Below are 24,666 nucleotides of genomic sequence, written 5' to 3' on the forward strand. Positions count from 1 at the left end.
CCTCATGGCGCGGCATACTGAAACCATGTCGGACACCACCACCCGGGCCCTCGATCTGCTGTCTCTGTTGCAGAGCCACCGGCACTGGTCGAGCCGGGAGCTGGCCGACCGGCTCGGGGTGACGGATCGCACGTTGCGCCGCGACATCGAGCGGTTGCGCGAGCTCGGCTACGAGATCGACGCGGCGCGCGGAGCTGTCGGCGGCTACCGGCTCGTCGCCGGCACCGGCCTGCCGCCGCTGCTGCTCACCGACGACGAAGGAGTGGCGATCGCCGTCGGCCTGCGCTCCCAGGCCGCCGCCGGGCTGCGCGGCTCGGAGCACACCACCCTGAGCGCGCTGGCCAAGATCGAGCAGGTGCTGCCGCCGACCCTGCGGCGTCGCATCGAGGCGCTGCAGTCGCACACCACCGTCGCGCCCGGCGAAGGCCCGGCCGTCGATGCCGACCTGCTGGCCCAGCTCGCGTTGAGCTGCCGCGACAGTGAACGCATACGGTTCGGCTACACCGCCGCATCCGGCCGGGAATCCACCCGCAGCACCGAGCCGCACATGCTCGTGCCGCACGGTCGCCGGTGGTACCTCGTGGCCTGGGATCGGGACCGCGCCGACTGGCGCACCTTCCGGCTCGACCGCATCTCCACCCTGCAGCAGACCCGGGTGATGTTCCCGCCGCGGGATCTCTCGCCACGCGCGGCCGCCGACCTGGTGTCGGGAGCCGTCAGCTGGACCGAAACCAGCTACACGGCGACGGTGGTGCTCGACCTGACGCTGGCCGACGCCAGGGCGGCTCTCGGTTGGTGGGCGAAGGAGGCGACCGCACGCGGTGCCGACCAGACCGAGTGGCCGCTGGCCAGTGACCACCTGGCCGGGCTGGCTGCCGCGCTGCTCTGGATTCCCCATGATGTGAACTACACCGTCGAGGCGCCAGCAGAGGTGCTCGCCTTCCTCCGCGCGCAGGCCGATCGGGTGCGCGCCGCCGCGCGGTAGCGGCCAGCGTACGATGGAGCGAGTGACAGCGTATGTATCGGCTCTCGACCTCTTCTCCATCGGAATCGGTCCATCCAGTTCCCACACGGTCGGCCCGATGCGGGCCGCCCTGGTCTTCGCCGAGCACCTGGCCGGCAGCGGCCGGCTGCCGGATGTGACCCGCATCCGCTGTTCGCTCTACGGTTCGCTCGGTTCCACGGGGCTCGGCCACGGCACGCCGGATGCGATCCTGGCCGGATTGGCCGGCCTCCGCCCCGAAGCCTGCGATCCCGACGACGTGCGCAATCGCTGGGCAGACCTCGCCCCCGGTGCCACCCTGCAGCTGGGCGGCACGCACCCGGTGGCGGTGCAGAAGAGCGACGTGGTCTTCGAACCGCGCACCCGGCTGCCCGGCCACCCCAATGCCATGACGCTCTCCGCCTGGGGCGACGACCCTGCGGCTCCTGCCCTGCTCGAGGAGACCTTCTACTCGATCGGGGGCGGATTCATCCGCCGCGACGGCGACCCGATTCGTCCCGCCACGATGGTGGCCCAGCCGATGCCGTACGCCTCGAGCGCCGCCCTGCTCGACCTCTGCGACACCCACGGCATCGGCATCTGCGACGTCGCCCGCGCCAACGAGGAAGCCATTCACGGTGCCGATCGACTGGATGCCGGGCTGGACGCGATCTGGTCCGCCATGCACGCCTGCGTCGAGGCCGGCCTGCGGGTGGACGGCACCCTCCCCGGTGGCCTCGGCGTCAAACGCCGCGCCTCCGCTATTCGTATGCAGCTGGAAGAATACGACGGGCAGCACCAGCGCGAACGTGATACCTCCACCGAATGGCTGCACGCCTTCGCCCTCGCCGTGAACGAAGAGAACGCCTCTGGCGGTCGGGTCGTCACCGCGCCCACCAACGGCGCCGCCGGTATCATCCCGGCCGTGGCGCACTACTACCTGCGCTTCGTTCCGGGGGCGAGCGCCGCCGGCATCCGCCGGTTCCTGCTCACCGCCGTGGCGATCGGATCACTGGTCAAGGCGAACGCCTCGATCTCCGGCGCGGAGGGCGGCTGCCAGGCCGAGGTCGGTTCGGCCTGCGCGATGGCCGCCGGCGCGCTCTGCGCCGTGCTCGGTGGCACCCCGCGGCAGGTGGAGAACGCGGCCGAGATCGCCATGGAACACCACCTCGGCCTCACCTGCGACCCCGTCGGCGGCCTCGTTCAGGTACCCTGCATCGAACGCAATGCCATAGCCGCGTCCACCGCGGTGTCGGCCGCACGCCTCGCCCTGCACGGCGACGGCACCCACCTCGTGTCGCTGGACACCGTGATCGAGACCATGCGCCAGACCGGCCTGGACATGATGACGAAGTACAAGGAGACCAGCGAGGGCGGCCTCGCGGTCAACGTCATCGAATGCTGACCCGCCCCCTGATCTAGGCACAGGGAGGATGCTGCGCCGACGGAATCCCTGACCTAAGCTGTGTTCTCGGGGGTACACCATCAACGAGTCCACGTCTTCACAGCCGCTGTCCGCATCAACCACCGGAGCGGAGCCGCGTGCCGGCCGACGGCGCGCCGCGATGCGCCTCGGAGCGGCCGCACTGCTGCTGGGAACGCTCGCGCTCACCGGCTGCGCGACTGAGCCGGCCCCGGTGGTGACGGCAACCGTCGTGATCACCCAGACGCCGACGCCCACACCCACGCCCACCCCGACGCCCACGCCGACGCCCACACCCCCGCCGGTCGCCGAGGCGCCGGTGGTCGAGGTGCCGATCGACCCGAATCCTCCGGCCGAAGCCGTTGTGGAGGGCCCCGCTGTGGACCTGGGTGCCGGGCCCGGCGCCCAGGCCGCACCGGGATACGACGGAGCCGGCAACCCGATCAGCTACACCGTGATCGAGGGCGACACCTTCTTCGACATCGCCCAGCGCTTCGACCTGCCGATGCAGCAGCTACTGCGCATGAACCCCAAAGTGACGGGGCTCGGCGAGGACATCTACCTGCGTCAGGTCATCAACCTGGACTGGACGAAGACGAACTAGCTCCCGCCGGGCCCCACGGGCGCGCTCAGCGCACCGACGCGTGGATGCGTTCGATCAGTTCGATGGTGTGGGCGGAGTCGACGGCACTGACCGGCAGCGGCGCCCCGCGCAGCAGCGCATCCGCCAGGCTCTCGTAGAACCCGGTGTACCGACCACGCTGGGTGGGCACCACGTGGCTGGCGCCGTCGGCGCCGAGCCTGCCCCAGGTGACTTCGGGTTCGAGGCCGAAGTCGGCGTCGCTGGGCAGGTTGCCGGCCTGGATGGCGGCCTCCTGACCGTCGACTCCCCACTTGGTGTAGCCCGCGGCGGAGCCGAGCACCCGGAACCGGGGGCCGGCCTGCGCGGCGAATGAGCTCATCCAGAGGTGCGAGCGCACGCCGGAACCATGGTGCAGCGAGACGAACGAGTCGTCATCGGCCGCGCCGCCGGGCCGGCGGGTAGACAACTCGGCGGTGAAGTCGTCGACCGGGCCGAACAGCAACACGGCCTGGTCGATCAGGTGAGCGCCGAGGTCGTACAGCACACCGCCGCCGTCAGCCGGGGTGGCACCGGCCTTCCAGCTGCGCGGCGGCCCGGGCTTGAAGAACTCGAATCGGGACTCGAACCGGTACACCTCGCCGAGGGAGCCCTCGGCCAGCAGCGCCTGCAGGGTGAGGAAGTCGCCGTCCCAGCGACGGTTCTGGAACACGGTGAGCGGCAGCCCCAGGCTGTCGGCGCGGTTGAGCAGCGCCCAGCCCTGCTCGGAGTCGACCGAGAACGGCTTGTCGATCACGACGGCGAGCCCTGCGTCGAGAGCGGCGTTGGCCAGCGCGACGTGGGTTTCCGGCGGGGTGCCGATGACGACCAGGTCGAGGTCGAGGGCCTGCGCGAACAGTGCCTCGGCGGTGGGAACGATGCGCACGCCCGGGTAGGTCTCGGTGGCGCGAGCGCCCCGCTCGGCGTCGCCGGTCACGATCGCCGTGAGGGCGAAGTCGGGGTTGGCGGCGAGGAAGGGCGCGTGGAAGACCCGGCCGGAGAGCCCGTAGCCGATGACGGCAGCACGGATGGGGCCGGTCAGCCTGGGGCTCCGAGCCGCCGACTCGGCCGAAGCCGGTCTCGCCACCGGCGCCGCATCGGCGGTGACGCCGTGCTGCGGGCCGGGGCCGGGGCGTGGGCCCGGCTTGGGTGCCGGCTTCGGCGTGTTGATCGGGGATTCCGGCTGAATGTCTGAAGAGGCCATGGCTCCGAGGTTACGCCGGTTCGCTGACCTCCCCGCCCACCTCCCTCCCGCTTCCCGGGCCGAGCGGCGGGCGGAGCGGCTAGAACAACTAGAGCGCAGGGGCCACGTGGTCGAAGATGATGCTCGTGCGGGTGGCGGCCACCACCGGGTCAGCCGAGAGGTGGTCGACCACGAACCGGCGCAGGCCCGCGGTGTCCCGCACCGCCACGTGCACGAGGAAGTCCTCGTTGCCGCCCAGGAAGAAGAACTGCACCACCTCGGGCAGTTCCCGGATGCGGGTGGCGAATGGGGTGATCTGCGACCGGGCGCCGGAGTGGATGTTGATGCTGATCAGCGCCTGCACGCCCAGGCCCAACGCGGCCGGGTCGACATCCACCGTGAACCGCCGGATCACGCCGCGGCTGACCAGCGACCGCACCCGCTCGAGGCAGGTGGAGGCGGCGATGCCGACCGCGGACGCGAGGGCGGCGTTGGAGAGCCGTGCGTTGCTGCGGAGCAGGGTCAGCTATCCCTGGTCGACGGCGTCGAGGGTGTCGGTCGGGACCGCCAGCCGGTTCTTGGGTGCCGCCATGCGTGAAGGTCCTGTCCGCCGAAGGTTGGTCGGACGAAGCGCCGATTGGTCTCAATATATTCGACGGGATCCAGGTCTGTCCGACGTTTCAGAGCCGATTGATGCCCGTCACGGTGAGGGCGGGCACGCCGAGCTCGTCGGATTCGGCGAGGTCGATGGTGGCGCTGATGCCCCAGTCGTGGTCGCCGGCCGGGTCGTCGAAGATCTGCCGGGCGGTCCAGAGCATGGGGCCCTCCTCCAAGATGAGCAGCCCGGCGCCACGGGCGTTCGCCCCGGCCAGCAGCTCGTCGTGTTCCTCGTAGTAGCCGTCCATGGCATCGGCCCAGGCATCCGCCCCGAAGCCGCTGTCGCGGTCGAGGTCGCCGAGCGCGTCGTAGTTCTCCAGCGCGGCCAGCTGCACCCGGCGGAAGAGTTCGTTGCGCACCAGGATGCGGAACGCACGGGTGTTGGTGGTGAGCCGGTGCGGCGCGGGCGGCACCACGGCGTGCGCGGTGGCCTCGTGTGCGGCCAGGTCGGGGTGGATGAGTTCTTCCCACTCGTCGAGCAGGCTGGAGTCCACCTGGCGCACGAGTTCGCCGAGCCACTCGATCAGGTCGAGGAGGTCCTCGGTCTTGGCTTCATCCGGAATGGTCTGCCGGGCGGCCCGGTAGGCATCCGAGAGGTACCGCAGCACCACGCCCTCGCTGCGCGCGAGCTTGTAGTAAGCCACGAACTCGCCGAACGACATCGCCCGCTCGTACATGTCGCGCACCACGGTCTTGGGGCGCAAGGGGAAGTCCGCGATCCAGGGCTGGGACTGCTTGTACGTCTCGAACGCATAGCTGAGCAGTTCGTCGAGGGGCTTGGGCCAGGTGATCTCCTCGAGCAGCTCCATGCGCTGGTCGTACTCGATGCCCTCGCTCTTCATGGCGTTGACGGCCTCGCCGCGGGCCGCGAACTGCTGGCCCATCAGCACCGGGCGCGGGTCGTCGAGCGTGGACTCGAGGATCGAGATCATGTCGAGCGCGTAGGTGGGAGCTTCGATGTCGAGCAGGTCGAACGCGGCCAGCGCGAACGGCGACAGCGGCTGGTTGAGCGCGAAGTTGGCCTGCAGATCAACGGTCAGACGGATGCTGCCATCCGCACCCTGCTCCACGATGCCGGCCGCGCGCAGGGTCTTGTAAATGCCCAGGGCCCGGCGGGCGTGGGCGAGCTGGCGCTTCCACGGTTCGTGGTTGTCGAACACCAGTGAATACACGTTGGCGAAGGCGTCGCCACCGCGGGCGATCACGTTGATCAGCATGGCGCTGGTCATCTGCATGCTCGAGGTGAGCGTTTCCGGTTCGGCGTCCACCAACCGGCGGAAGGACGGTTCGCCCCAGGAGACGAAGCCCTCCGGAGCCCGTTTGCGCACGATCTTGCGCCGTTTCTTCGGGTCGTCGCCGGCCTTCTCGATGGCCTTGAGGTTCTCGGTCTCGTGGTCGGGCGCCTGGATCATCACGGTGCCGGCGGTGTCGAAGCCGGCCCGGCCGGCGCGGCCGGCGATCTGATGGAACTCCCGGGCGTTGAGCTGGCGCATCTTGACGCCGTCGTACTTGGTCAGCGCGGTGAAAAGCACGGTGCGGATGGGCACGTTGATGCCGACGCCGAGGGTGTCGGTTCCGCAGATCACCCGGAGCAGGCCGCGCTGGGCGAGCTGCTCCACCAACCGCCGGTACTTGGGCAGCATGCCGGCGTGGTGCACGCCGATGCCCATGCGGATCAGCCGGGACAAGGTCTTGCCGAAGCTGGTGGTGAACCTGAATTCGCCGATCAGCTCGGCGATGGCTTCCTTCTGTTCCTTGGTGACCACCTTCACGCTGGACAGCGCCTGCGCGCGCTCCAGCGCGGCGGCCTGAGCGAAGTGCACGATGTACACGGGCGCCTGGCCGGTCTTGAGAAGGTCCTCCACGGTCTCGTGCACCGGCGTGGTCTCGTAGAAGTAGTGCAGCGGCACGGGCCGTTCGACACCGGTGACCACGGCGGTGTCGCGGTTGGTGCGGCGGCTCAGGTCGTCAGCGATGTCGGTGACGTCGCCGAGAGTGGCCGACATCAGGATGAACTGCACCCGCGGCAGAAGAAGCAGCGGCACCTGCCAGGCCCAACCGCGGTCGGGGTCGGAGTAGAAGTGGAACTCGTCCATCACGACCTGGTCGACCGGGGTGTCCTCGCCGTTGCGGAGAGCCAGGTTGGCCAGGATCTCGGCGGTGCAGCAGATGATCGGGGCGTCGGAGTTCACCGAGGAGTCGCCGGTCATCATGCCCACGTTCTCGGCACCGAAGATCTCCACCAGGGCGAAGAACTTCTCGCTCACCAGCGCCTTGATCGGGGCAGTGTAGAAGCTGCGCTTGCCGGCGGAGAGCGCTGCGAAGTGCGCACCGACCGCCACCAGCGACTTACCGGTGCCGGTGGGGGTGGAGAGGATCAGATTCGCCCCGGAGACGATCTCGATGACCGCTTCCTCCTGGGCCGGGTAGAGGCTGAGGCCCGCATCCGCCGCCCAGAGTTCGAAGGCCTCGAAGAGGACATCGGGATCGGTGACGTGCGGAAGGGCGGTGAGGGTTGCCATGATCCTTCGATCCTGCCCTATCCGACTGGCCGGCACCTGCACCGACCAGCCGGAGGTGACCGACGACGCCCGCTCAGCCGGCGTGCTGCATCAGCCAGGCCAGCAGGTAGGCGCGGCTGTTGCCGTCGTCGATCCGGTCTTCCGGCAGCCCCTTGGCGGCGTCGAGGGCGGCGGATGGGGCGTCCCGGCCGGCCAGCGCGGAGTACATCAGCAGGTAGTCGCCGAACAAGACGTCATAGCTCGGAGTTCCGTCGCCGCCGGCGGGCAGGGCGTCGGCCAGGTTGGCCTGCACCCGGTCGGGGTCACCGCCGAGATAGTCGGCGACCGGGCTCATCGGCAACACCAGGATGCCGAGCATGGCGCTCGGCTCGGCGCTGAACCAGGTGGCGTAGTCCCGCTTCCCGCCCCAGACCAGTGAGGTGATGGTGTGGTCGAAGCCGTCGTACACCGGGTCGCTCAGGTCGAAGTCGGTCCAATAGGCGCGGGAGGAGGCCGCCTCACTGGAGAGCATCCACTCGGCTTCGGTGGCCAGGGCAGGCTGCTCGCTCACGCCGGCCCACAGGGCCAGGCCGTTCCAGGCGGTCACGGCCTCTGAGCTGGATTCCTGGTTGTTGCCGTCGCCGAACGGGGAGGTGCCGCTGGCCCAGGAGTGCCCGGCGTAGGCGTCGAACACCCGTCGATCGGGGAAGTACTCGCTGCCGCCGCTGGTGGCCAGGTCGGCCGCGAGCAGGTTGAGCACCGGCGCCCAGCGCGCGGCCAGCTCCGGATCCTCCGCCGCCACCACCGCGGCGGCGTAGAAGAAGTAGCCGTAGTGGAAGTGGTGGTCGTTGAATTCCTCGGAGCCGAACGAGGTGGCCAGGCCCACGATGCCCTTCGCCGCGGGGTCGTAGACGAAGCACCGCTCGGTGCGCGCGACGCAGCCGGCGGGGTCCAGCCAGTCATCCAACGCACTGCTCAGCCGGTCGGTCAGCGCGGCTACGGCATCGTCGGCGCCCACCTGCCGGGCGATGTCGAGCAGGTTGGCCGCCCGGTAGAGCGACTTGCCGCCGAAGTAGGTGTCGGCGGCGAAAGTGGGGGTGGCCGCGACATCCGCCCGAACCTGGTCGGCCAGCCGGGCGCGCTGATCGTCGGCGAGGGCCCCGAGATCCAGCGCCCCGCTCGGGGCGACGCTGGGCACCGACCAGCTCAGCGCCGGGCCCCGGCACACCGTGAGAGTGCCGTAGATGCTGCGGTACTCCCCCGCGGTGCAGTCCGCGTTCGCGGGCAGACCCGCCTGCTGGTGCGGCAGCGCGGCGATCAGGGTGTCGCCGCCGTCACTGGTCTGGTAGGAGATGGTCGTGCCGGCCGTGTCGGCGTCCGAGGTGTACTCGACGCTGGTGCCGCTGACCGGGTGGGCGGCGGCAGCCGTGAAGTCGGCGAGCTCGCCGCCCTCCGGGAGGGCGAACCAGGTGGCGGATTGGCCCGCCGCCAGCGACAGGTCGGTACCGGCCGAACCGTTGTCGGTGTCGACGGTGCCGCTGCTGACCAGCCCGTAGCTGTCGCCGGCCACCTCGACGGTCCAGGCGTCACTGTCATCCTCGGTGTCCGCGCTGGTGAAGGCCGTGGGCAGTGCCAGGGCCACGTCCGCCGTCGCGGTGAACGACACGAACGGTGACCCCTCCGCGATCACGGTGCGGCCGACCAGGGCCTCGTCGACGAACTGGCCGATGGTGACCGACGCGTCGTCGTAGGCCGTCACCCGCTGCTCGAGTACGGCATCCGTGGTCCCGACCTGCACCGCGATCTGCCCGGCGTAGCCGCCCATGATCACGGCGCTGTCGGCCGTCACCGTCGGCAGCCCGAAAGCGAACCCGGTGTCGGTGAGCTGGAAGGTCAGCGGCAGCGGGAAGACTGGCATCGACTCGTCGCCGAAGACCAGCCCGGAGAACCACCGGTTCGTCGGTGGGATCAACCCGTCGGCAAGGCGCGCCGGGGGCAGCGGTTTCACGGTCTGTTGCGGCAGAGCATCGAGCAGCTCAGCGACCTCCGCGCTGGGGAAGACGGCCGCACCCGGTATCGGCTCGTTCCCGGCGGGGGTGCCGGCATCCGCGCTGGTGCACGCGGCGAGCGCGGTCACCAGCACCAGGGCGGCTGTCACGGTGAGGGTGCTCCGTCTTCTCTGCATCTGTTCTCGCACCCTCACAGGCCAATCGTGCGCAGGAAGCCGAACAGGCCGTCGCTGGCGCCGGCGAGCAGGCCGTCGTCGCGCAGCTCGATGGTGGCCGTCACCGGTGTGCCGGGAGCCATGAGCCCGTTCGCGGCGCCGTCGACCAGGTCGGGGCTCACCACCTTGGCGGTGGTCTCGGCCTGACCGTCGGCCGTCTGCACGTCGAGCGTCTCCATGGTGCCGGCCACCCGGGTCTGGTTGGGCAGCACGATGTCAACGGCCGCACCCGGTTCGATCCGGGCGTAGTCGCCGCTGGTGAGCACGAAGTCCGCCGACACGAACAGCGAACCGGTCTTGTCGATCACGGCGAGCACCTGGCCGGCCTGCACGAACGAGCCCCGCTCGGTAGTGATGTCGGTGAGGGTTCCGTCGACGGATGCGGTGAGGGTGAGCACACCGTCGTCGGCGACCGAGTACGCCACGTTGTCGGCGGTGATGAGGCCTTCGGCGAGGTCTGCCTGCAGGGTCGGGCTCTGCAGGGTGAACAGGGCCTGGCCCGCTTTCACCTGCTCCCCCTCGTCGACAAGCCGGTCCAGTACGGTTCCGCCGTAGTCGGAGCCCACCGGGTACTCCGCCGCCTGGATCGACGCCGAGGCGCTCATCACCTGCGCCTGCCGTTGGTTGAAGACGACGGTGAGCACGGCGACGATGCCGAGGACCATGACGAGTCCGAAGAAGAGCTTGAATCGATTGGCCCAGGTCATGAGGGCACCACCTCTCGGGTCGGGGCGGAGGAGAGGGCCGCGGGGCTCGCCTCCGCCGCACTGCGCAGCGCGGCGCGACGGGCCAGCACGCGCGCCCGGCGGGTGGCGTGTTGCTCGTGCAGGGCCGTGCCCACGAACGTTCCCAAGATGAGCGTGTTCGTGACGTTCCACGCGGTGGCCAGGGTGAGAGTGCCGATCGTCACGTCTCGCCACACCGCCACGACCGAGGTCAATAGCAGGAACACGAAGAACAGCACCTGCGGAATCATGAAGTTGAACGGCGAGCGCACCTTCGACCGGTTACCGGTGGCACTCCAGTGCTGTTCCTTTCCGACCAGCACATTGATCAACGCCGCCACGTAGATCGGGAACGACGCCGTGGCGAGCATCAGCGTCTCCCAGCGGAACGAGCCCATCGTGTAGAACGCCAACAGAACCTGCATCAGGTAGAAGCCCGCGTAGTAGAGCAGCCAGGTGACCACCGTGGTGGAGATGTTCATCGGCCGCAGGTCGAAGTAGATCTCGAGCGGCGGCACCAGCAGCAGCAGCAACGGCGCGATCCCGGTGAGATAGAAGGATGCCGTGACCAGGTACTGCAGGCGCTGGTCGAAGGTGAGGCGGCGGCGCGGGCTGAGCGGGTTGCTCTGCAGCAGGATCTCGAAGCCGCCGGTGGCCCAGCGCAACTGCTGTTTGGTGTACGCCTCCACGGTGTCTGGCGCGTGGCCGGTGGCCAGAACCGTGGGGATGTAGATGGTCTTCCACCCCCGTTCGTGCAGCTTGAGCGAGGTCCAGACATCCTCTGACTTGGAGTCGGTGTACATGCCGTCGATGTCGTTGATCGCATCCCGGCGGAAGATCACATTGGTGCCGACACAGAAGGCGGCGTTGAACCGATTGCGGCCGGGCTGGATGAACCGGTAGAACACGGCCTGCATATAGCCGGCGCCCCGGGAGATCACGTTGTGCAGGTTGCTGTACGCCTGCGGGGTCTGCACGAAGGCGACCTTGTCGTCGATGAAGAACGGCAGGGTCTCCAGCAGGAATTCGGGTTTGGGCACGAAGTCGGCGTCGAAGATCACGAAGTACTCCGCCGTGCTCACTGTGAGCGCGTGGTTGACGTTCCCCGCCTTGGCGCCGTTGGAGCTCAGCCGGCGCAGGTACCGCACACCCAGCTCGGCGGCGAGGTCCCGCACCGCATCGGAGCGGCCGTCGTCGAGTACCCAGGTGAGGTGCTCGCCGTGCATCTGACGCACCGCCGTGACCGTGGTGCGGATCACGTCGAGGTCCTCACCGTACGTGGTGACGAACACGTCAACGGTGGCCGGGTGGTCGCCCAGGTACAGCGGCCACCGCTCCGGCTGGTTCTCCAGACCGTCCCTGGCCACGGATCTGCTGTGCACCAGCGTCGCCTGGGCCCGGTGGAAGTTGAACTCCCGCGGGTCGGTCGAGCCGGACAGGATCGTCCACATCGACAACAGTGCCTGGAAGATCAATACCGATTCGGCCACGATCACCAGCGAGTACGGCAGCCAGTCTCCCCGGCTGGCCGGGTTGAGCAGAAAATTCGCGTAGGCCAGGATGCCGACCGTGGCGATCAACACCAGCATCACCAGGGATGGCGAGTGGGCATGCCCCGTCGGGGCCGACCGCACCGGAGGCTGGGCTGCGGCCAATTTGTGGGTGGGAACTCGGTGCATGGCCTCGGGCGGCACCACGGATTCCGTGGGGGATGCGGAGGTGGTGGGGTCGCCGAGGCTGGGGTGAAGGGAGGGCATCCGTCTCTCTTTTCGGTGCCGGATTCTGGGGTCCGGGGTTCGCGAACGGGATCTCGGGCGAGGTTCGCGGTGCTAGTGCGGAACGCTGGCGTGGCCGGGAACGGTCACTGATGGGGCCGAGGAGCTGGTTCGAAGAGCAGGTCAACAGGGCCCGGGAGCGCACGAAGGAGACCGTCCGGGCAGGCAGCGGATGCGCTCTGGCGGAGGGGCAGCGGGCTTCGTCGTCCGTGGGTCGCGGGTTCTATCGAGATCGGGATCCGTAACGGATCGGGACGGGGATGGAGCGGCGAGGTGCCATAGGGAGCGGCGAAGACGATGAACGGGGAGGTCGGGTTCGACCGTTCGTCGTGGCAGGTAAGTTCCCACCGTACGGCCGGCGCCGCCGACCGGCCTAGCGGTTCCCCTAACGTTCTCCCGTTCGTAACACAGCTGTAATCCGGGCGGTCGGACGGCGCACCGGCGGCGGCGGGCGACGTGCCGTAAGGGTTTCGTAAGCCGATCCATCGGCTTTTCCAGCACGTCTCCCAGTGCACGAACCTATGCTGGGGCCATGTCCAGCCCGCTGTCTCCCCCGTCGGCACCGGCACCGGCCGGCGGCGCGCGCATCACACCCTCCCCGGCCGGCCGGCCCACCGGGCTCGCCGCGCTGGCCGGCCTGGCCGCCGTGTTGGCCGGATTCGGATTGGCTGAACTTGTGGCCGGTCTGATCGCGCCCGGGGCCAGCCCGGTGCTCGTGGTGGGGGCCCTGCTGATCGACCTGGCACCCGCCTGGGTGAAAGAGCTGGTGATCTCCCTCTTCGGTACCGGCGACAAGCTGGCCCTGATCGTGTTCATTGCCCTGGTAGCGGCCGTGCTGGCCGCGTTGGCGGGCATCCTCGAATACCGCCGGGCACCGCTGGGCCGGTTCGTGATCGTGGCCGCCGGCCTGGTGGCCCTCGTCGCGGCCCTCACCCGCGCCGACGCGTCTCCGTTCGACGCCGTGCCCCCGGTGCTGGCCATGGTGGTCGCCGCGCTGGTGCTCACCATGCTCATCAAGAGGTTGAGAGCGAGCGCCGCACCGGCAGCGCAGGCGGCCGCGGCGTCTCTGCAGTCCGGCCGCGCCACATCCGTCACACCGGCCGCCGCGGCCCGGGCCGCCCTGGACCGCCGCCGGTTTCTCGTCTACACCGGGGCGACGGCGGGTGCCGGTGTGCTCGCGGCCATCGGCGGTCAGCTGTTGGCGGCCGGCAGCCGGGCAGCGGATGCGGCCCGCGCGTTGTTCACCCTGCCCGCCGCGGCCGTTCCGGGCACTGCCATCCCGGCCGGCGCGTCCTTCGACATCGACGGCCTCTCGCCGATCATCACCCCCAACGCCGACTTCTACCGCATCGACACCGCACTCTCGGTGCCGCGCATCGACCCGTCCACCTGGACGCTGAAAATCAGCGGCCTGGTCGAGAACGAGGTGCAGATCAGTTATGCAGACCTGCTCGCCCTGCCGTTGGAGGAGAGCACGACAACACTCACCTGCGTCTCCAACTACGTGGGCGGCGACCTGATCGGCAATGCCGTGTGGCTGGGGTACCCGATTCGCGAGCTGCTGGCGCGGGCCAAGCCCACCAGCGAGGCCGATATGGTGCTCTCCCGCAGTCAGGACGGCTGGACGGCAAGCACCCCGATCGAGGCTCTCACCGACGAGCGCAACGCGATCCTCGCGGTGGGCATGAACGGCGAGCCCTTGCCCCTGGAGCACGGCTACCCGGTGCGGATGGTGGTGCCCGGTCTCTACGGCTATGTGTCGGCGACGAAGTGGGTCACCGAGCTGGTGGTCACCCGGTTCGACCGGGAGACCGCCTACTGGACCAGTCGCGGCTGGTCGGAGAAAGGCCCGGTCAAGCTGTCGTCCCGCATCGATGTGCCGCGGGAGAACGCAACGGTGGCGGCAGACACCGTGACCGTTGCCGGGGTCGCCTGGAGCCAGCATGTGGGCATTTCCGCCGTCGAGGTGCAGGTCGACGACGGAACCTGGAACACCGCGACCCTGGCCGACGCGATCTCGGTCGACACCTGGCGGCAGTGGCGCTGGGAGTGGCCGGCGACGAGCGGCTCGCACACCCTTCGGGTGCGCGCGACCGACGCCAACGGTGAGGTGCAGACGAGCAAGACCGCCGACGTGGTTCCGGATGGTGCGACCGGGCTGCACTCGATCGGCGTCTCGGTGTCCTGATCGTGGGCGCATTCGAGCCGACGCTCACGGAGGCCGACCTGGCACATTTCAGGACGGTCCTGCGCGCCCAGCGGGCCGCCCTCGAGCAGGATCTCCGCCGGCAGGGCGCCACCCTGGCCGAGGTGCGCGCCGCCCGGAGCGGAGCGGATGCCGACGACGAGCACGACCCTGAGGGGCCGACACTCTCGGACGAGTGGTCGCTGCGGGCGGGAGTGCATGCCGAACTCGCCGCATCCGTCGCTGCGATCGACGCCGCCCTGCTGCGTATCGCGGATGGGAGTTACGGCCGGTGCCTGCGCCGAGGCGAGCCGATCGGGCGCGATCGGCTGGAGGCCCGCCCCGCTGCCGAACTCTGCATCGACTGCGCTCGGGAAACCGCCTGACCGACCCTCGGCACTGACGCACTCTCGGACGCAGCTGGCCGCGAAGCGAGGCCGGGCAGGGCCGCCTGATTTTCGCATTCGGCGCTCCTCCACAGGCGGCCTGTTTGTGGGCTTGTACACCGCTGATTCACTGGGATCGGCAGTGTCGGTGGGTGGTGGTTCTATAGAGCCATGGCCACCTCAAACGCCACACCCGAAGACGCCCCAGGCGAGCCCGATTCGGCTCGATCTGAGGGCGTCGATGCGACCACGACAGCGATCGCTGCGATCATCGATCCGCTGATCGAGAACGAGAAGGTGATCGCGGCCGGGTTCGCCGAACGCGCCCGGCTGCTCGCCGAGCTGCACCGGCTCGGCGAGCAGCCGGCCATTATCGCCGGGCTGCGTGGTGACCCCGTCGAGACCGGCGCGGACGACCCCGACACCCACGCACACGGCCCGGCCTGGGACGACGTGGAACTGGCCGAGCGCACCCTCGCGACCGAGGTTGCCGGGGCGTTGCGACTGCACTCCACGACCGCGCGGATGATGATCTTCAACGCCGCCCACCTGGTCGAGAAGCTGCCCGGCTTCCACACGGCGTTGGCGCAGGGCCGGATCAGTTGGGCGCATGTGCTGCGAATGCAGGATGTCACCACCGGCGCCCCCGACGACGTACTAACCGCCCTCGAAGCCGCGGTGCTCCCGAAGGCGGAGAAGCTGACGGCGACGCAGTTCGGCAGGGTCGCCGCCCGGGAACTGGAGCGGTTGCATCCCGTGTCGCTGCAGGAGCGCGCCGACGTCGGTGCAACCCTGCGGCGGGTGGTGCTGCAGCCGGACGTGGACGGCATGGCCTGGTTGAACGCGTACCTCAAAGCCGATGAAGCCCAGGCGGGGTATGACCGGTTGACCCGCATCGCGAAGAGCCTCAACGACGCCGACACCAACGATGGTGCCGACGGCGCCGCTCCCGCCGGCGACGTGGTGCTGCGCACGATGGATCAACGCCGGGCTGACGCATTTCGGGACCTGCTGCTGGACGGTGAATGCGTCGGCGGGTTGGGCCGGGGCATCCGTGGGACTGTGCACGTCACCGTTCCCGTGCTCACTCTGATGGGGAAGAGCTTCGAACCCGGCATGTTGGAAGGGTACGGGCCCATCGACCCGGAAACCGCCCGACGGCTGGCGGGCACGGCACCCAGGTGGGACCGGATCCTCACCCATCCGGAGACCGGGTGCATGCTCTCCGTCGGCCGGGACTCGTACACGCCGCCGGCGGACATGAAGCGGTACACCGAGATTCGGGATCAAACCTGTCAGGGCATCGGGTGCAACCGTAAAGCGACGAACAGCGAGATTGACCACACCGTCCCGTGGAACAAGGGCGGACCAACTGCGACCGGGAACCTCGTGCATTTGTGCAAGGCCTGCCACCGGTTGAAACACCAGTCCAGCTTCAGCACGAGACAATCTCCGACCGGCGCGCTCACCTGGACCAGCCCCGGCGGCAAGACCTACACCCGCGAACCCGCCAACCCCATCGGCCCGCCGCCTCGGCGAGCGCCGGCGGCGCCTCCGTCACCTCCGTCGCCGACGAGAGAAGACCCACCACCGTTCTGAGAATCTGCGCTGTTCGCACTGGCCGGATCCGGAGGATGAGGCTAGAACGGGTTGATGACCGAGCAGAAGACAAACCCGTCGAACGCCGATTCCACCGCGCCCGGCGATGTCGTCCAGATGACCGAACGGTGGGTCACCGCTTACCTGACGGCGTGGTCTTCGAACAAGGCGGAGGACATCAGCGCGCTCTTCACCGAGGACGCGTCCTACTTCACCGAACCGTACGCGGACCCGTGGGTGGGCCATCAGGCCATCGTGGATGGCTGGCTGGAACACGCCGACGGGCCCGAGAGCTACACCTTCGAGTGGGCGCCCGTCGTACTCACCGCCGAGCTATCGGCGGTGCAGGGGGTCACCACTTACGCCGCGGGTCCCGTCTACAGCAACCTCTGGCTGATCCGTTTCGCGCCCGACGGCCGGGCTCGCGAATTCACCGAGTGGTGGATGGACCAGGCCCACTCCCCCGACACCGACTGAACGAGCCTGGCAGGCTGAACGGGGCGTGAACCGTAGACCCCGGCCTCCGGCTCCAATAGGCTGCCTCCAACCGAAAGGAACCCCATGGGAATCGTGTCCCCCGGCTTTTTCGGTCGCCGCCGCCGCGACGACCCAGCTCTCCCGCCCGGCCAGTACCTCACCGAGAGCTTCCCCGTGCTCTCCGCCGGTCCCACGCCGCGCATCACCCCGGAGCAGTGGGAATTCACCATCACCACCGAGACCGGCACTGTGCACCGCTGGAGCTGGGATGAATTCCTCGCTCTCAAACAAGACGACGTGAGCACCGACATCCACTGCGTCACCAGCTGGTCGAAGCTGGGCACCAGCTGGCGCGGCGTCTCGCTTGACACGCTGTTCGAGTCCGTCGAATCCGACCTCGAATTCACCATGGCGCACTCCTACGGCGGATACACCACCAACGTTCCGCTCGACGACCTGCTCGGCGGCAAGGCCTGGATCGCCCACGAGTTCGACGGTGAGGCTCTCGAGCCGGCGCACGGCGGCCCCGCTCGCCTGCTGGTGCCGCACCTGTACTTCTGGAAGAGCGCCAAATGGGTGCGCGGCCTGGAAATGCTGCGCCAGGACGAGCCCGGGTTCTGGGAGAGCAACGGTTATCACATGTACGGCGACCCATGGCGCGAAGAGCGCTACTGGTGAGAACCGGCTGGAACATTGCGGACGTGATCAGCGTGAGACAGGAGACCGGCACCGCCCGCACCCTGCGTCTGCGCCTGCCCGGCCTCACCGGCCACAAGGCCGGCCAGCACGTCGACGTGCGCCTGACCGCGCCGGATGGCTACACCGCCGTGCGCTCCTATTCGGTGGCCTCCGCGCTCCCCGGCGATGAACTCGAACTCACCGTGGAAGAACTCGCCGACGGGGAGGTGTCGCCGTACCTGGTGCGCGCTGTTTCCGCTGGCGACCAGCTGGAGGTGCGGGGGCCCGTCGGCGGGTGGTTCGTCTGGGACCCGGCCGACCCGTCGCCGGTGCAGCTCATTGCCGGCGGTTCCGGCGTGGTACCGCTAATGGCCATGATCCGGGCGCACGCTGCCGGCTCCGGCGTGGCCACCGGCACCGACACTGGCACCGCTCCCGGTTATGCCGCGCCGTTCCGGCTGCTCTACTCAGTGCGCAGCCCCGGCTCCGCCTACTACGCAACCGAACTCGAAGAGCTCGCCACCGCGCCCCTGCTCGCGGTGAATTACGTGTACACCCGCGAGGCCCCGGGCAGCAGCATCCCGCCGCACCGGCTGGATGCGGCGACCCTGCTGGCCACGGTGCTGCCGCCCGAGGACAACCCGGCCATGTTCATCTGTGGGGCCACCGCCTTCGTCGAAACCGTGGCCGACTGGCTGGTGCGCGCCGGATACTCCCCCGACCGGATCAAAACCGAACGCTACGGCGGCACGGGGACGACACCATGACCATCCCCCCGGGCGGTGGACAGCCGGGCGGCGCCGACCTGGTCGGCGACGTGCAGGACGGTGACTATCTCGATGGCAACGCTGCCGCCGGCCCGCTCAGTGAGTTCTTCACCGTCGACGTGACCGACGCCACCGGTCGCTGCGCGCATTGCGGCCGTACCGCGGCGCTGGCCACCGCCCGGCTCTACCCGAACTCGCACGGGCTGCTGCTGCGCTGCCCCGGCTGCACCGAGATCCTGCTACGACTCGTGGATACCGGCGACAGCGTGTGCCTCGACCTGCACGGCATGAGCTTCGTGCAACTGCGGCGCCCGAACGACGTTCCCAGCTAAAGCCGCATCCGCCCACCTAGGCTGAGAATCGGCGGGCGTCCGCCCATCGAGCGGGGGTGTGCATGCAGGGATCGGTCGTCCTTGACGTGATTCTGGTCGTGTTGCTGCTGGCGAGCCTCGGCGCGGGCTATCGCAGCGGCCTGATCGGCAGCATCAGCGGAATCCTGGGCCTGGTGGCCGGCGCTGTCGCCGCCTACTTCCTGGTTCCGCAGGTGCCCACCTGGGTGCCCGCCGCCGAATGGCGCACCCCGGCGTCCATCGCCGCCGCGCTGCTGCTCGTGATCGCCGGCCTCACCATCGGCGAGTCGATCGGGCTCGCCCTGCGCCGCCGCACCCCGCGCAAGCTGCGCGGCGTTGACAGGCTCTTCGGCGCCGCCATCGGCGTGGCCGCGGCCGCCGCCGTGATGTCGATGGTCGCGTTCAGCGTCGGCGCGCTCGGCATCCCCCTGCTCAGCTCGGCGATCGCGTCCTCCGGGGTCGTGCGCACCATCGATTCGGTCACCCCGGTACCGGTCAAGAGCTTCCTCGCCCAGCTGCGCTCCACCGTCGTCGACGACGGCTTGCCCCTGATCGCGGATGCGTTCGGCGGCCAGAGTCCCACCCTGCCCGACGCCCAACTCGACAGCGCCGCGCTCGACACCGCCGCCGCATCCGTGCTGCGCATCACCGGCAACGCGGTGGCGTGCGGACAGAGCCAGTCCGGTTCGGGCTTTGTGATTGCGCCTGAGCGGGTGATGACCAACGCCCACGTGGTCGCCGGCGTGTCCGAAGCGGTGGTCGAGGTGCCCGGCGCCGGCGCGCTCACCGGCGAAATCGTGTACTTCGACCCCATCGACGACCTCGCCGTGATCAACGTGCCCGGTCTGGACGCCGCCCCGCTGGCTCTGCAGGGCAACCTCGCCGTCGACAGCGAGGCCGTGAGCCTCGGCTACCCGTTCGGTGGCCCCTTCGACTCCGACCCGGCCCGGGTGATGTCGGTGAGCACCCAGCTCGTCGCGGACATCTACGGCCAGTCGCCCTCGCCGCGGTCGGTCTACACCCTCGCGGCCGATGTGCAGCAGGGTGAATCGGGCGGCCCGCTGCTCAGCGTCGACGGCCAAGTCGCCGGTGTGATCTTCGCCAAGGCCGCGACCACTGAGAACGTGGGCTACGCACTGGCGATGGAAGAGGTCACTCCGGTCGTGGACCAGGCCGGCGCCCTCACCGGGCAGGTCTCATCGGGCGAGTGCATCCAGGGCTAGCTGGCAGACTGGAGCGCATGACTATCACCGCTGCCGCAGACGGTTCCGCCCTCGGCAATCCCGGACCGGCCGGTTGGGCCTGGTACATCGACGACAACAACTGGGCCGCCGGCGGGTGGAAGCACGCCACTAACAACCAGGGCGAACTGAAGGCCGTGCTCGAGCTCTTCCGGGCCACCGCGCACGTGGACGACGATCTGCTCGTGCTCTGCGACAGCCAGTACGTGATCAACTCCGTGACCAAGTGGATGCGCGGCTGGAAGGCCAAAGGCTGGCGCAAGGCCGACGGCAAGGCCGTGATGAACCTCGAACTGCTGCAGGAGATCGACGAGGCCTTGGTCGGCCGCACATACCGTTTCGAATGGGTCAAGGGACACGCCAACCACCCGCTCAACGAGGCCGCGGATTCCCGTGCCCGGGCGGTCTCCGAGGCCTACCAGCGGAACGCGGCCATCCCGTCCGGGCCCGGCTTCGTGGCCGGCGGGCCGGCGCCGGCCGTGCCGGCGCGAAAGACACCCGCGGCAGCCGCTCCGGTGAAGGCAGCAGCGTCGGCGCCTGCCGTGCGGAAGGCGCCGAAGGCATCCGCCGACCTGGGTCTGTTCGACTTCGAAGAGGACCGCCCGCACACCGTGCAGCTGGCGCTGAGCTCCGACGAGCTCGCCCGGCTCACGCGGCGGGCGACGGGCAGCGGAGTCAGCCCGGAGGAGCTGCTCCGCGGCTTGATCTGATCAGGCCCTCGCCGCTTTCTTCTTGGCCGAGCCCTTGTTCGGCAGCAGGGTGTTGGCCTCGTCGAGCGACATGCCGTTGGTTTCGGGCACCTTGGTGAACACGAACAGGAACGACAGCGCCGCGAACAGGGCGTACATGCCGTAGGTGAGCGGCAGCGACCAGGCCGCCATCGGTGGGAACGACACCGTGATCAGGAAGTTCGCGGTCCACTGCGCGGCCGCGGCCAGGCCGAGCGCCTTGGCCCTGATCGTGTTGGGGAAGATCTCACCGAGGAGCACCCAGACCACCGGGCCCCAGGATGCGCCGAACGAGATCACGAAGATGTTCGCCGCGACCAGCGCGATCGGCCCCCAGGCGCCGGGCAGGCTGAGTTCACCGTCGACGGTGGTGGACTGGCCGAACGCTATTGCCATGGTCGCCAGCGACACCGTCATGCCCACGGAGCCGGTGAGCAGGATCGGCCGGCGGCCGACCCGGTCGACCAGGGCGATGGCCACGAGGGTGACCAGGATGTTTGTCACCGAGGTCGCCACCGAGATCGCCAGCGAGGCGGATTCCGGAAAGCCCACCGCGCTCCACAGGGTGGTCGAGTAGTAGAAGATCACGTTGATGCCCACGAATTGCTGGAACACCGACAGGGTGATGCCGATCCAGACGATGGGCTTGAAGCCGAAGGCCGGGCCACGCAGGGTTCCGGTGCGCTTGGCCTTGATATCTTCGTCGATCGAGGCCTTCATGTCCCGGATCTCCCGGTCGATGTCACCCTCCGGCGACACCGTGGTGAGCACGGCGCGGGCCTTGTCCTCCTTGTCGTGGAGCACCAGGTAACGCGGCGACTCCGGCAGCACCAGCGCGATCACGCCGTAGATCAGGGCGGGTACGGCGCTGACCAGGAACATCCAGCGCCAGGCTTCGAGACCGAACCAGAACTCCTCGCTCGCGCCACCGGCGGACGTGGCGAAGATCGCGTCCGAGAGCAGCGCGGCGAAGATACCGATGGTGATGGCCAGCTGCTGCAGGGAGCCCAGCCGGCCGCGGATCAAGCGGGGCGAGATTTCGGCAATGTAGGCGGGCGCCACGACAGATGCCAGCCCGATGCCGATGCCGCCCAGAACTCGCCAGACGACCAGGTCGACGACGCTGAAGGCGAAGCCGGAACCGACCGAGCTGGCGAAGAACACGATCGCGCCGATCATCATCACCGGGATGCGGCCGAACCTGTCGGCCAGCCGACCGCCGAGGTAGGCGCCGGTCGCGGCACCCAGCAGGGCGCTGGCAACGGCAAAACCGGTGACCGCTGCGGTGAGGTCGAACTCCCCCTGGATCGCCTCGACCGCCCCGTTGATCACCGAGGAGTCGTAGCCGAAGAGAAAGCCGCCGAAGGCGCCGGCGACGGCCAATCCGATGACTTTTCGGTTCGTGGTCGGCTTGACTGCTCTCTCGTCCATCTCGGCTTTCCCGTCTGATCGTTGGTCGTTCACCAGTGTTCTGGGGCAATACTCTTCCACGGTTACCCCCCTTCTGGTAGTCCTGGAGCCATGACACGATTCCTCGGGGTGGATCTGGCCTGGGCGGAGGGCACAGCCGAAAAGGCCGCGAACGAGACCGGCCTGGCCTGCACCGACCACACCGGCCGCGTGATCGACGCCGGCTGGGCACGGGGCCTCGATGCCGTTGTCGACTGGATTCAGCGCATGGCGGAGCCCGGTGCCGTGCTGGCGGTCGACGCCCCACTGGTGGTCAACAATCCGGTGGGAATGCGGCAGTGCGAGCGGGAGACCGGGGCACGCTACGGCCGCTGGCACGTGTCGGCGAACGCGTCGAACCAGGCCCTGCCGAGGCTGGCCGGAGTGGCCCTGCGCATCCGGCTCGAGCATCTCGGCTGGGTCTACACCGACGGCTTGGGCGCCGTCGCGCCGGGCGTGCCAAGCCTGTTCGAGTGTTACCCGTACACCACCCTGGTGGGCGCCGCGGAGTTCGGTTACGTGTCGAAACGGCCCCGGTACAAGCGCATGGGAACCGACCTGCCGCTCGATGAACGACGGGCCGCCCGGGCCGTGGTCTGCGACGACCTGATCGAGCGGATGTGGCGGCTGCAGAGCGCCTCTCCCCCACTGGACCTGGGCAGCCATGCGGTCACCGACCTGCTGGTCACCGAGCCGTCGCCACTCGGCGACCGGGAGTACAAACATCGGGAGGACCTCATCGACGCCCTCCTGGCGGCCTGGACGGCGTCGCTCTGGCACCGCTACGGCGCCCTGCGCTGCCAGGTGCTCGGGGCCACCGACCCGCTGGTGGTGGAGGGCCGGAGAGGCACGATCATCGCCCCGGCCCGGCCGGAGCAGCGCGGCGGCACGCTGTCGGTCAGCGCACCGGGAACCAGCGGCCCTTCACCCGCTCCGTGACCTGCCAGGCGACGGGATCGGCGACGAGGCGGGTCTCAGCCACGACGTGCCGGCCGATCGTGAGGGCGGCAGCGTTGTCGTCGGCGGTGAACCGCACGGTGGCCCGCGCCTGGCCGGCCACGACGGCCAGATCGGAGGCCTCCACAGTGGTGCGCTCCGCCGCGGCCCGGGCGGCGGCGGGCAGCACCGCATCCGGCCGCACCCCCGGTTGCAGGGCTCCGATGGACATGACCACGCGATAAGACGGCATGCCTCCAGCGTAGGCGGCGGGGTCAGGCCCCGGCGCGGCGCGGTCAGTCGCGCGGTGGCAGCTGCTGCAGGGCCCAGGTGTTGCCGTCCAGGTCGGAAAAGTACACGAACCGGCCCCAGTCCTGCTCGTCTACCTCGCTGGCGTCGACGCCGGCCGCCAGCAGCTGGGCCCTGGCGGCATCCGCGTCGTCGATCACCATTTGCAGGCCTCGCTGCCAGCCGGGCTCCATGTCGGTCAGGCCCTTACCGATCGCGATCGAGCAGGCGGAGCCGGGCGGGGTGAGCTGCACGAACCGCAGGTCGGGGTTCACCTCCTGGTCGTAGTCGGCGTGGAAACCCACCTTCTCGACGTAGAACTCCTTGGCCCGGTCGACGTCGGTCACCGGGATGTAGACGAGTTCGATCTTCATGTCCATGGCGCGGATCCTCTCGTGTCGAGCCATGGCCGGCTGCCACGGCGCAGTCCGCGCCAGCCTACGACCGCTCCGGCAGGCCCGCTAGCAGCCGTGGGTGCCGCGGTCGCCGGTCTGGCTGGGAGTTCACGGCGCATCCCTGGCGTACCGCGTGCCGTCGATTAGGGTGCCGGAATGGGCAGATTCCTGGACGGTTTCGTGAACAGCTGGCGCTCGCACCTGCTCGTCACTCTTTCCGGCAACGACGACGGCCGGCCGGCCTGGGTGGGCACCATGGCCGAAGGGAACGACGCCGGGTTCTTTGGGCCGGGTTCGGCATCCTGGGCGGTGCACGGCGGCATGGCCACCATGGTCGCCGGCATCCGTGCGCTGCTCATGCAGACACTGCATCCCGGCGCGATGGCCGGGGTGCACGACTGGTCGCGCTACCGGGACGACCCGCTCGGCCGGCTCAGCGGCACCATCCAGTGGTTGGTCACGGTGACCTTCGCCGCCACCGAACAGGCCGAACGCGAATCCGCCCGGGTGGGCCGGTTCCACGACCGGGTCGCCGGCCGTTACCGTGATGCCCGGGGCGTGGAGCGGGAGTATTCCGCGGGCGACCCCGAGCTGCTCTCCTGGGTGCATGTGGTCTTCACCGATGCCTTCCTGACCAGCCACCAGGTCTGGGACGGCGCGATCCCCGGCGGGGCCGACCGGTATGTGCGGGAGTGGGCGAAGGCCGGCGAACTGGTCGGCGTCGACGATCCGCCCCGGTCCGATGCAGAACTCGCCGCACAGCTCCGCGCGTTCAGCGACGCGGGGGTGCTGATGGGCGGCGACCGGGTCGCAGAGGCCGTGCGGTTCATCCGCAAGCCGCCGCTCCGCCGCGGCATGATGCCGTTCTATCGCATCATGTTCGCCGGCGCCGTGGCCTCCATCCCGGTCGAATACCGGCGGATGCTGGGCTTGCGCCGCAGCCCGCTGCCGGTGATCTGGGCCACCGGTGCCGTGCTCGGCCTGGTGCGAATGCTGCTCGGCTCCCGGTCGACGTCGGAGGACGCCGCCCTCTCCCGCATCGCCCGGCTCGACGCCCTCGACCCCACTCCCCCGCCGGAGGCCTAGTCCTCGTCTGGG

General features: G+C 69.3%; 23 protein-coding genes. 14 read left to right on the forward strand and 9 right to left on the reverse strand.

Going from position 1 to position 24,666, the window contains the following annotated elements:
• Window positions 1-25 precede the first annotated feature (25 nt).
• The 3 genes from CTB96_RS15990 to CTB96_RS16000 all read left to right on the forward strand — a co-directional run bounded on the left by CTB96_RS15990 (window position 26) and on the right by CTB96_RS16000 (window position 3,009).
• The gene (locus tag CTB96_RS15990; RefSeq protein ID WP_110127799.1) at window positions 26-985 is read left to right on the forward strand and encodes a helix-turn-helix transcriptional regulator; all 960 of its coding nucleotides are present in this window, start codon (window positions 26-28) and stop codon (window positions 983-985) included.
• A gap of 22 nt (window positions 986-1,007) precedes the next feature.
• Entirely contained in the window at window positions 1,008-2,387 is a 1,380-nt protein-coding gene (locus tag CTB96_RS15995) for an L-serine ammonia-lyase (protein WP_110127800.1), read from the forward strand.
• 160 nt (window positions 2,388-2,547) lie between these two features.
• A complete protein-coding gene (locus CTB96_RS16000) occupies window positions 2,548-3,009 on the forward strand; it encodes a LysM peptidoglycan-binding domain-containing protein (protein WP_110127801.1) in 462 nt (153 codons plus the stop codon).
• A 25-nt stretch (window positions 3,010-3,034) separates the two neighbouring features.
• Here the strand turns inward: CTB96_RS16000 and CTB96_RS16005 are convergent, their stop codons facing one another.
• The 6 genes from CTB96_RS16005 to CTB96_RS16030 all read right to left on the reverse strand — a co-directional run bounded on the left by CTB96_RS16005 (window position 3,035) and on the right by CTB96_RS16030 (window position 12,071).
• The gene (locus tag CTB96_RS16005; protein ID WP_110127802.1) at window positions 3,035-4,228 is read right to left on the reverse strand and encodes a Gfo/Idh/MocA family protein; all 1,194 of its coding nucleotides are present in this window, start codon (window positions 4,226-4,228) and stop codon (window positions 3,035-3,037) included.
• Window positions 4,229-4,316: 88 nt separating this feature from the next.
• The gene (locus CTB96_RS16010) at window positions 4,317-4,733 is read right to left on the reverse strand and encodes an Lrp/AsnC family transcriptional regulator (RefSeq protein ID WP_248283497.1); all 417 of its coding nucleotides are present in this window, start codon (window positions 4,731-4,733) and stop codon (window positions 4,317-4,319) included.
• 154 nt (window positions 4,734-4,887) lie between these two features.
• On the reverse strand, window positions 4,888-7,386 hold the full coding sequence (locus CTB96_RS16015; protein ID WP_110127803.1) for a DEAD/DEAH box helicase: 2,499 nt from the start codon (window positions 7,384-7,386) through the stop codon (window positions 4,888-4,890).
• Window positions 7,387-7,459: 73 nt separating this feature from the next.
• On the reverse strand, window positions 7,460-9,550 hold the full coding sequence (locus CTB96_RS16020) for a glycosyl hydrolase (protein WP_146215835.1): 2,091 nt from the start codon (window positions 9,548-9,550) through the stop codon (window positions 7,460-7,462).
• Window positions 9,551-9,564: 14 nt separating this feature from the next.
• Window positions 9,565-10,296 (reverse strand): efflux RND transporter periplasmic adaptor subunit, encoded by a 732-nt coding sequence (locus tag CTB96_RS16025; protein WP_110127805.1) that lies wholly within the window; start codon window positions 10,294-10,296, stop codon window positions 9,565-9,567.
• Window positions 10,293-12,071 (reverse strand): glycosyltransferase family 2 protein, encoded by a 1,779-nt coding sequence (locus CTB96_RS16030; RefSeq protein WP_248283411.1) that lies wholly within the window; start codon window positions 12,069-12,071, stop codon window positions 10,293-10,295. The genes CTB96_RS16025 and CTB96_RS16030 overlap by 4 nt, the downstream gene beginning before the upstream one ends.
• A gap of 550 nt (window positions 12,072-12,621) precedes the next feature.
• Between CTB96_RS16030 and CTB96_RS16035 the strand changes: the two genes are divergently transcribed.
• The 9 genes from CTB96_RS16035 to CTB96_RS16075 all read left to right on the forward strand — a co-directional run bounded on the left by CTB96_RS16035 (window position 12,622) and on the right by CTB96_RS16075 (window position 20,482).
• The gene (locus CTB96_RS16035; RefSeq protein WP_110127806.1) at window positions 12,622-14,277 is read left to right on the forward strand and encodes a molybdopterin-dependent oxidoreductase; all 1,656 of its coding nucleotides are present in this window, start codon (window positions 12,622-12,624) and stop codon (window positions 14,275-14,277) included.
• Window positions 14,278-14,279: 2 nt separating this feature from the next.
• Window positions 14,280-14,660 (forward strand): TraR/DksA family transcriptional regulator, encoded by a 381-nt coding sequence (locus tag CTB96_RS16040; protein WP_248283412.1) that lies wholly within the window; start codon window positions 14,280-14,282, stop codon window positions 14,658-14,660.
• Window positions 14,661-14,831: 171 nt separating this feature from the next.
• Window positions 14,832-16,259 (forward strand): HNH endonuclease signature motif containing protein, encoded by a 1,428-nt coding sequence (locus CTB96_RS16045; RefSeq protein WP_110127807.1) that lies wholly within the window; start codon window positions 14,832-14,834, stop codon window positions 16,257-16,259.
• 54 nt (window positions 16,260-16,313) lie between these two features.
• Window positions 16,314-16,736 (forward strand): nuclear transport factor 2 family protein, encoded by a 423-nt coding sequence (locus CTB96_RS16050; protein ID WP_345788785.1) that lies wholly within the window; start codon window positions 16,314-16,316, stop codon window positions 16,734-16,736.
• Between the two features lie 84 nt (window positions 16,737-16,820).
• Entirely contained in the window at window positions 16,821-17,414 is a 594-nt protein-coding gene (locus CTB96_RS16055) for a sulfite oxidase-like oxidoreductase (protein ID WP_181397293.1), read from the forward strand.
• 23 nt (window positions 17,415-17,437) lie between these two features.
• Window positions 17,438-18,181, forward strand: a complete 744-nt coding sequence (locus tag CTB96_RS16060; protein WP_345788786.1) for an FAD-binding oxidoreductase — start codon at window positions 17,438-17,440, stop codon at window positions 18,179-18,181.
• Window positions 18,178-18,513, forward strand: coding sequence for a DUF6510 family protein (locus CTB96_RS16065; protein ID WP_219993271.1), 336 nt, complete (start codon window positions 18,178-18,180; stop codon window positions 18,511-18,513). Before CTB96_RS16060 ends, CTB96_RS16065 begins: the two co-directional genes overlap by 4 nt.
• A gap of 62 nt (window positions 18,514-18,575) precedes the next feature.
• A complete protein-coding gene (locus tag CTB96_RS16070; protein WP_110127808.1) occupies window positions 18,576-19,754 on the forward strand; it encodes a MarP family serine protease in 1,179 nt (392 codons plus the stop codon).
• Window positions 19,755-19,771: 17 nt separating this feature from the next.
• The gene (locus tag CTB96_RS16075; protein ID WP_110127809.1) at window positions 19,772-20,482 is read left to right on the forward strand and encodes an RNase H family protein; all 711 of its coding nucleotides are present in this window, start codon (window positions 19,772-19,774) and stop codon (window positions 20,480-20,482) included.
• Here the strand turns inward: CTB96_RS16075 and CTB96_RS16080 are convergent, their stop codons facing one another.
• A complete protein-coding gene (locus tag CTB96_RS16080) occupies window positions 20,483-21,931 on the reverse strand; it encodes a sugar porter family MFS transporter (RefSeq protein WP_110127810.1) in 1,449 nt (482 codons plus the stop codon).
• Window positions 21,932-22,021: 90 nt separating this feature from the next.
• On the opposite strand from CTB96_RS16080, the gene CTB96_RS16085 reads away from it, so the two are divergent.
• Window positions 22,022-22,888, forward strand: coding sequence for a DUF429 domain-containing protein (locus tag CTB96_RS16085; RefSeq protein ID WP_110127811.1), 867 nt, complete (start codon window positions 22,022-22,024; stop codon window positions 22,886-22,888).
• Here the strand turns inward: CTB96_RS16085 and CTB96_RS16090 are convergent.
• Together CTB96_RS16090 and CTB96_RS16095 are read right to left on the reverse strand one after the other, a co-directional pair.
• Window positions 22,848-23,138: a hypothetical protein gene (locus CTB96_RS16090; RefSeq protein ID WP_110127812.1), complete on the reverse strand. Its 291-nt coding sequence runs from the start codon at window positions 23,136-23,138 to the stop codon at window positions 22,848-22,850. The genes CTB96_RS16085 and CTB96_RS16090 overlap by 41 nt on opposite strands.
• Window positions 23,139-23,181: 43 nt before the next feature.
• Window positions 23,182-23,553 (reverse strand): VOC family protein, encoded by a 372-nt coding sequence (locus CTB96_RS16095; RefSeq protein WP_110127813.1) that lies wholly within the window; start codon window positions 23,551-23,553, stop codon window positions 23,182-23,184.
• Between the two features lie 171 nt (window positions 23,554-23,724).
• On the opposite strand from CTB96_RS16095, the gene CTB96_RS16100 reads away from it, so the two are divergent.
• Window positions 23,725-24,654, forward strand: coding sequence for an oxygenase MpaB family protein (locus CTB96_RS16100; RefSeq protein WP_110127814.1), 930 nt, complete (start codon window positions 23,725-23,727; stop codon window positions 24,652-24,654).
• Window positions 24,655-24,666 lie beyond the last annotated feature (12 nt).

Origin of the sequence: Cryobacterium arcticum, from assembly GCF_003185895.1 — a bacterium.
In the GTDB taxonomy this organism is placed as follows: domain Bacteria; phylum Actinomycetota; class Actinomycetes; order Actinomycetales; family Microbacteriaceae; genus Cryobacterium; species Cryobacterium arcticum.

Excerpts from the sequence above, each read along its gene's own strand:
- CTB96_RS15990 (WP_110127799.1), top strand. The coding sequence starts at position 26 with ATGTCGGACACCACCACCCGGGCCCTCGATCTGCTGTCTCTGTTGCAG.
- CTB96_RS16000 (WP_110127801.1), top strand. The coding sequence starts at position 2,548 with ATGCGCCTCGGAGCGGCCGCACTGCTGCTGGGAACGCTCGCGCTCACC.
- CTB96_RS16005 (WP_110127802.1), bottom strand. The coding sequence starts at position 4,228 with ATGGCCTCTTCAGACATTCAGCCGGAATCCCCGATCAACACGCCGAAG.
- CTB96_RS16015 (WP_110127803.1), bottom strand. The coding sequence starts at position 7,386 with ATGGCAACCCTCACCGCCCTTCCGCACGTCACCGATCCCGATGTCCTC.
- CTB96_RS16020 (WP_146215835.1), bottom strand. The coding sequence starts at position 9,550 with ATGCAGAGAAGACGGAGCACCCTCACCGTGACAGCCGCCCTGGTGCTG.
- CTB96_RS16025 (WP_110127805.1), bottom strand. The coding sequence starts at position 10,296 with ATGACCTGGGCCAATCGATTCAAGCTCTTCTTCGGACTCGTCATGGTC.
- CTB96_RS16030 (WP_248283411.1), bottom strand. The coding sequence starts at position 12,071 with ATGCCCTCCCTTCACCCCAGCCTCGGCGACCCCACCACCTCCGCATCC.
- CTB96_RS16035 (WP_110127806.1), top strand. The coding sequence starts at position 12,622 with ATGTCCAGCCCGCTGTCTCCCCCGTCGGCACCGGCACCGGCCGGCGGC.
- CTB96_RS16045 (WP_110127807.1), top strand. The coding sequence starts at position 14,832 with ATGGCCACCTCAAACGCCACACCCGAAGACGCCCCAGGCGAGCCCGAT.
- CTB96_RS16050 (WP_345788785.1), top strand. The coding sequence starts at position 16,314 with ATGACCGAGCAGAAGACAAACCCGTCGAACGCCGATTCCACCGCGCCC.
- CTB96_RS16055 (WP_181397293.1), top strand. The coding sequence starts at position 16,821 with ATGGGAATCGTGTCCCCCGGCTTTTTCGGTCGCCGCCGCCGCGACGAC.
- CTB96_RS16065 (WP_219993271.1), top strand. The coding sequence starts at position 18,178 with ATGACCATCCCCCCGGGCGGTGGACAGCCGGGCGGCGCCGACCTGGTC.
- CTB96_RS16070 (WP_110127808.1), top strand. The coding sequence starts at position 18,576 with ATGCAGGGATCGGTCGTCCTTGACGTGATTCTGGTCGTGTTGCTGCTG.
- CTB96_RS16075 (WP_110127809.1), top strand. The coding sequence starts at position 19,772 with ATGACTATCACCGCTGCCGCAGACGGTTCCGCCCTCGGCAATCCCGGA.
- CTB96_RS16080 (WP_110127810.1), bottom strand. The coding sequence starts at position 21,931 with ATGGACGAGAGAGCAGTCAAGCCGACCACGAACCGAAAAGTCATCGGA.
- CTB96_RS16085 (WP_110127811.1), top strand. The coding sequence starts at position 22,022 with ATGACACGATTCCTCGGGGTGGATCTGGCCTGGGCGGAGGGCACAGCC.
- CTB96_RS16090 (WP_110127812.1), bottom strand. The coding sequence starts at position 23,138 with ATGCCGTCTTATCGCGTGGTCATGTCCATCGGAGCCCTGCAACCGGGG.
- CTB96_RS16095 (WP_110127813.1), bottom strand. The coding sequence starts at position 23,553 with ATGGACATGAAGATCGAACTCGTCTACATCCCGGTGACCGACGTCGAC.
- CTB96_RS16100 (WP_110127814.1), top strand. The coding sequence starts at position 23,725 with ATGGGCAGATTCCTGGACGGTTTCGTGAACAGCTGGCGCTCGCACCTG.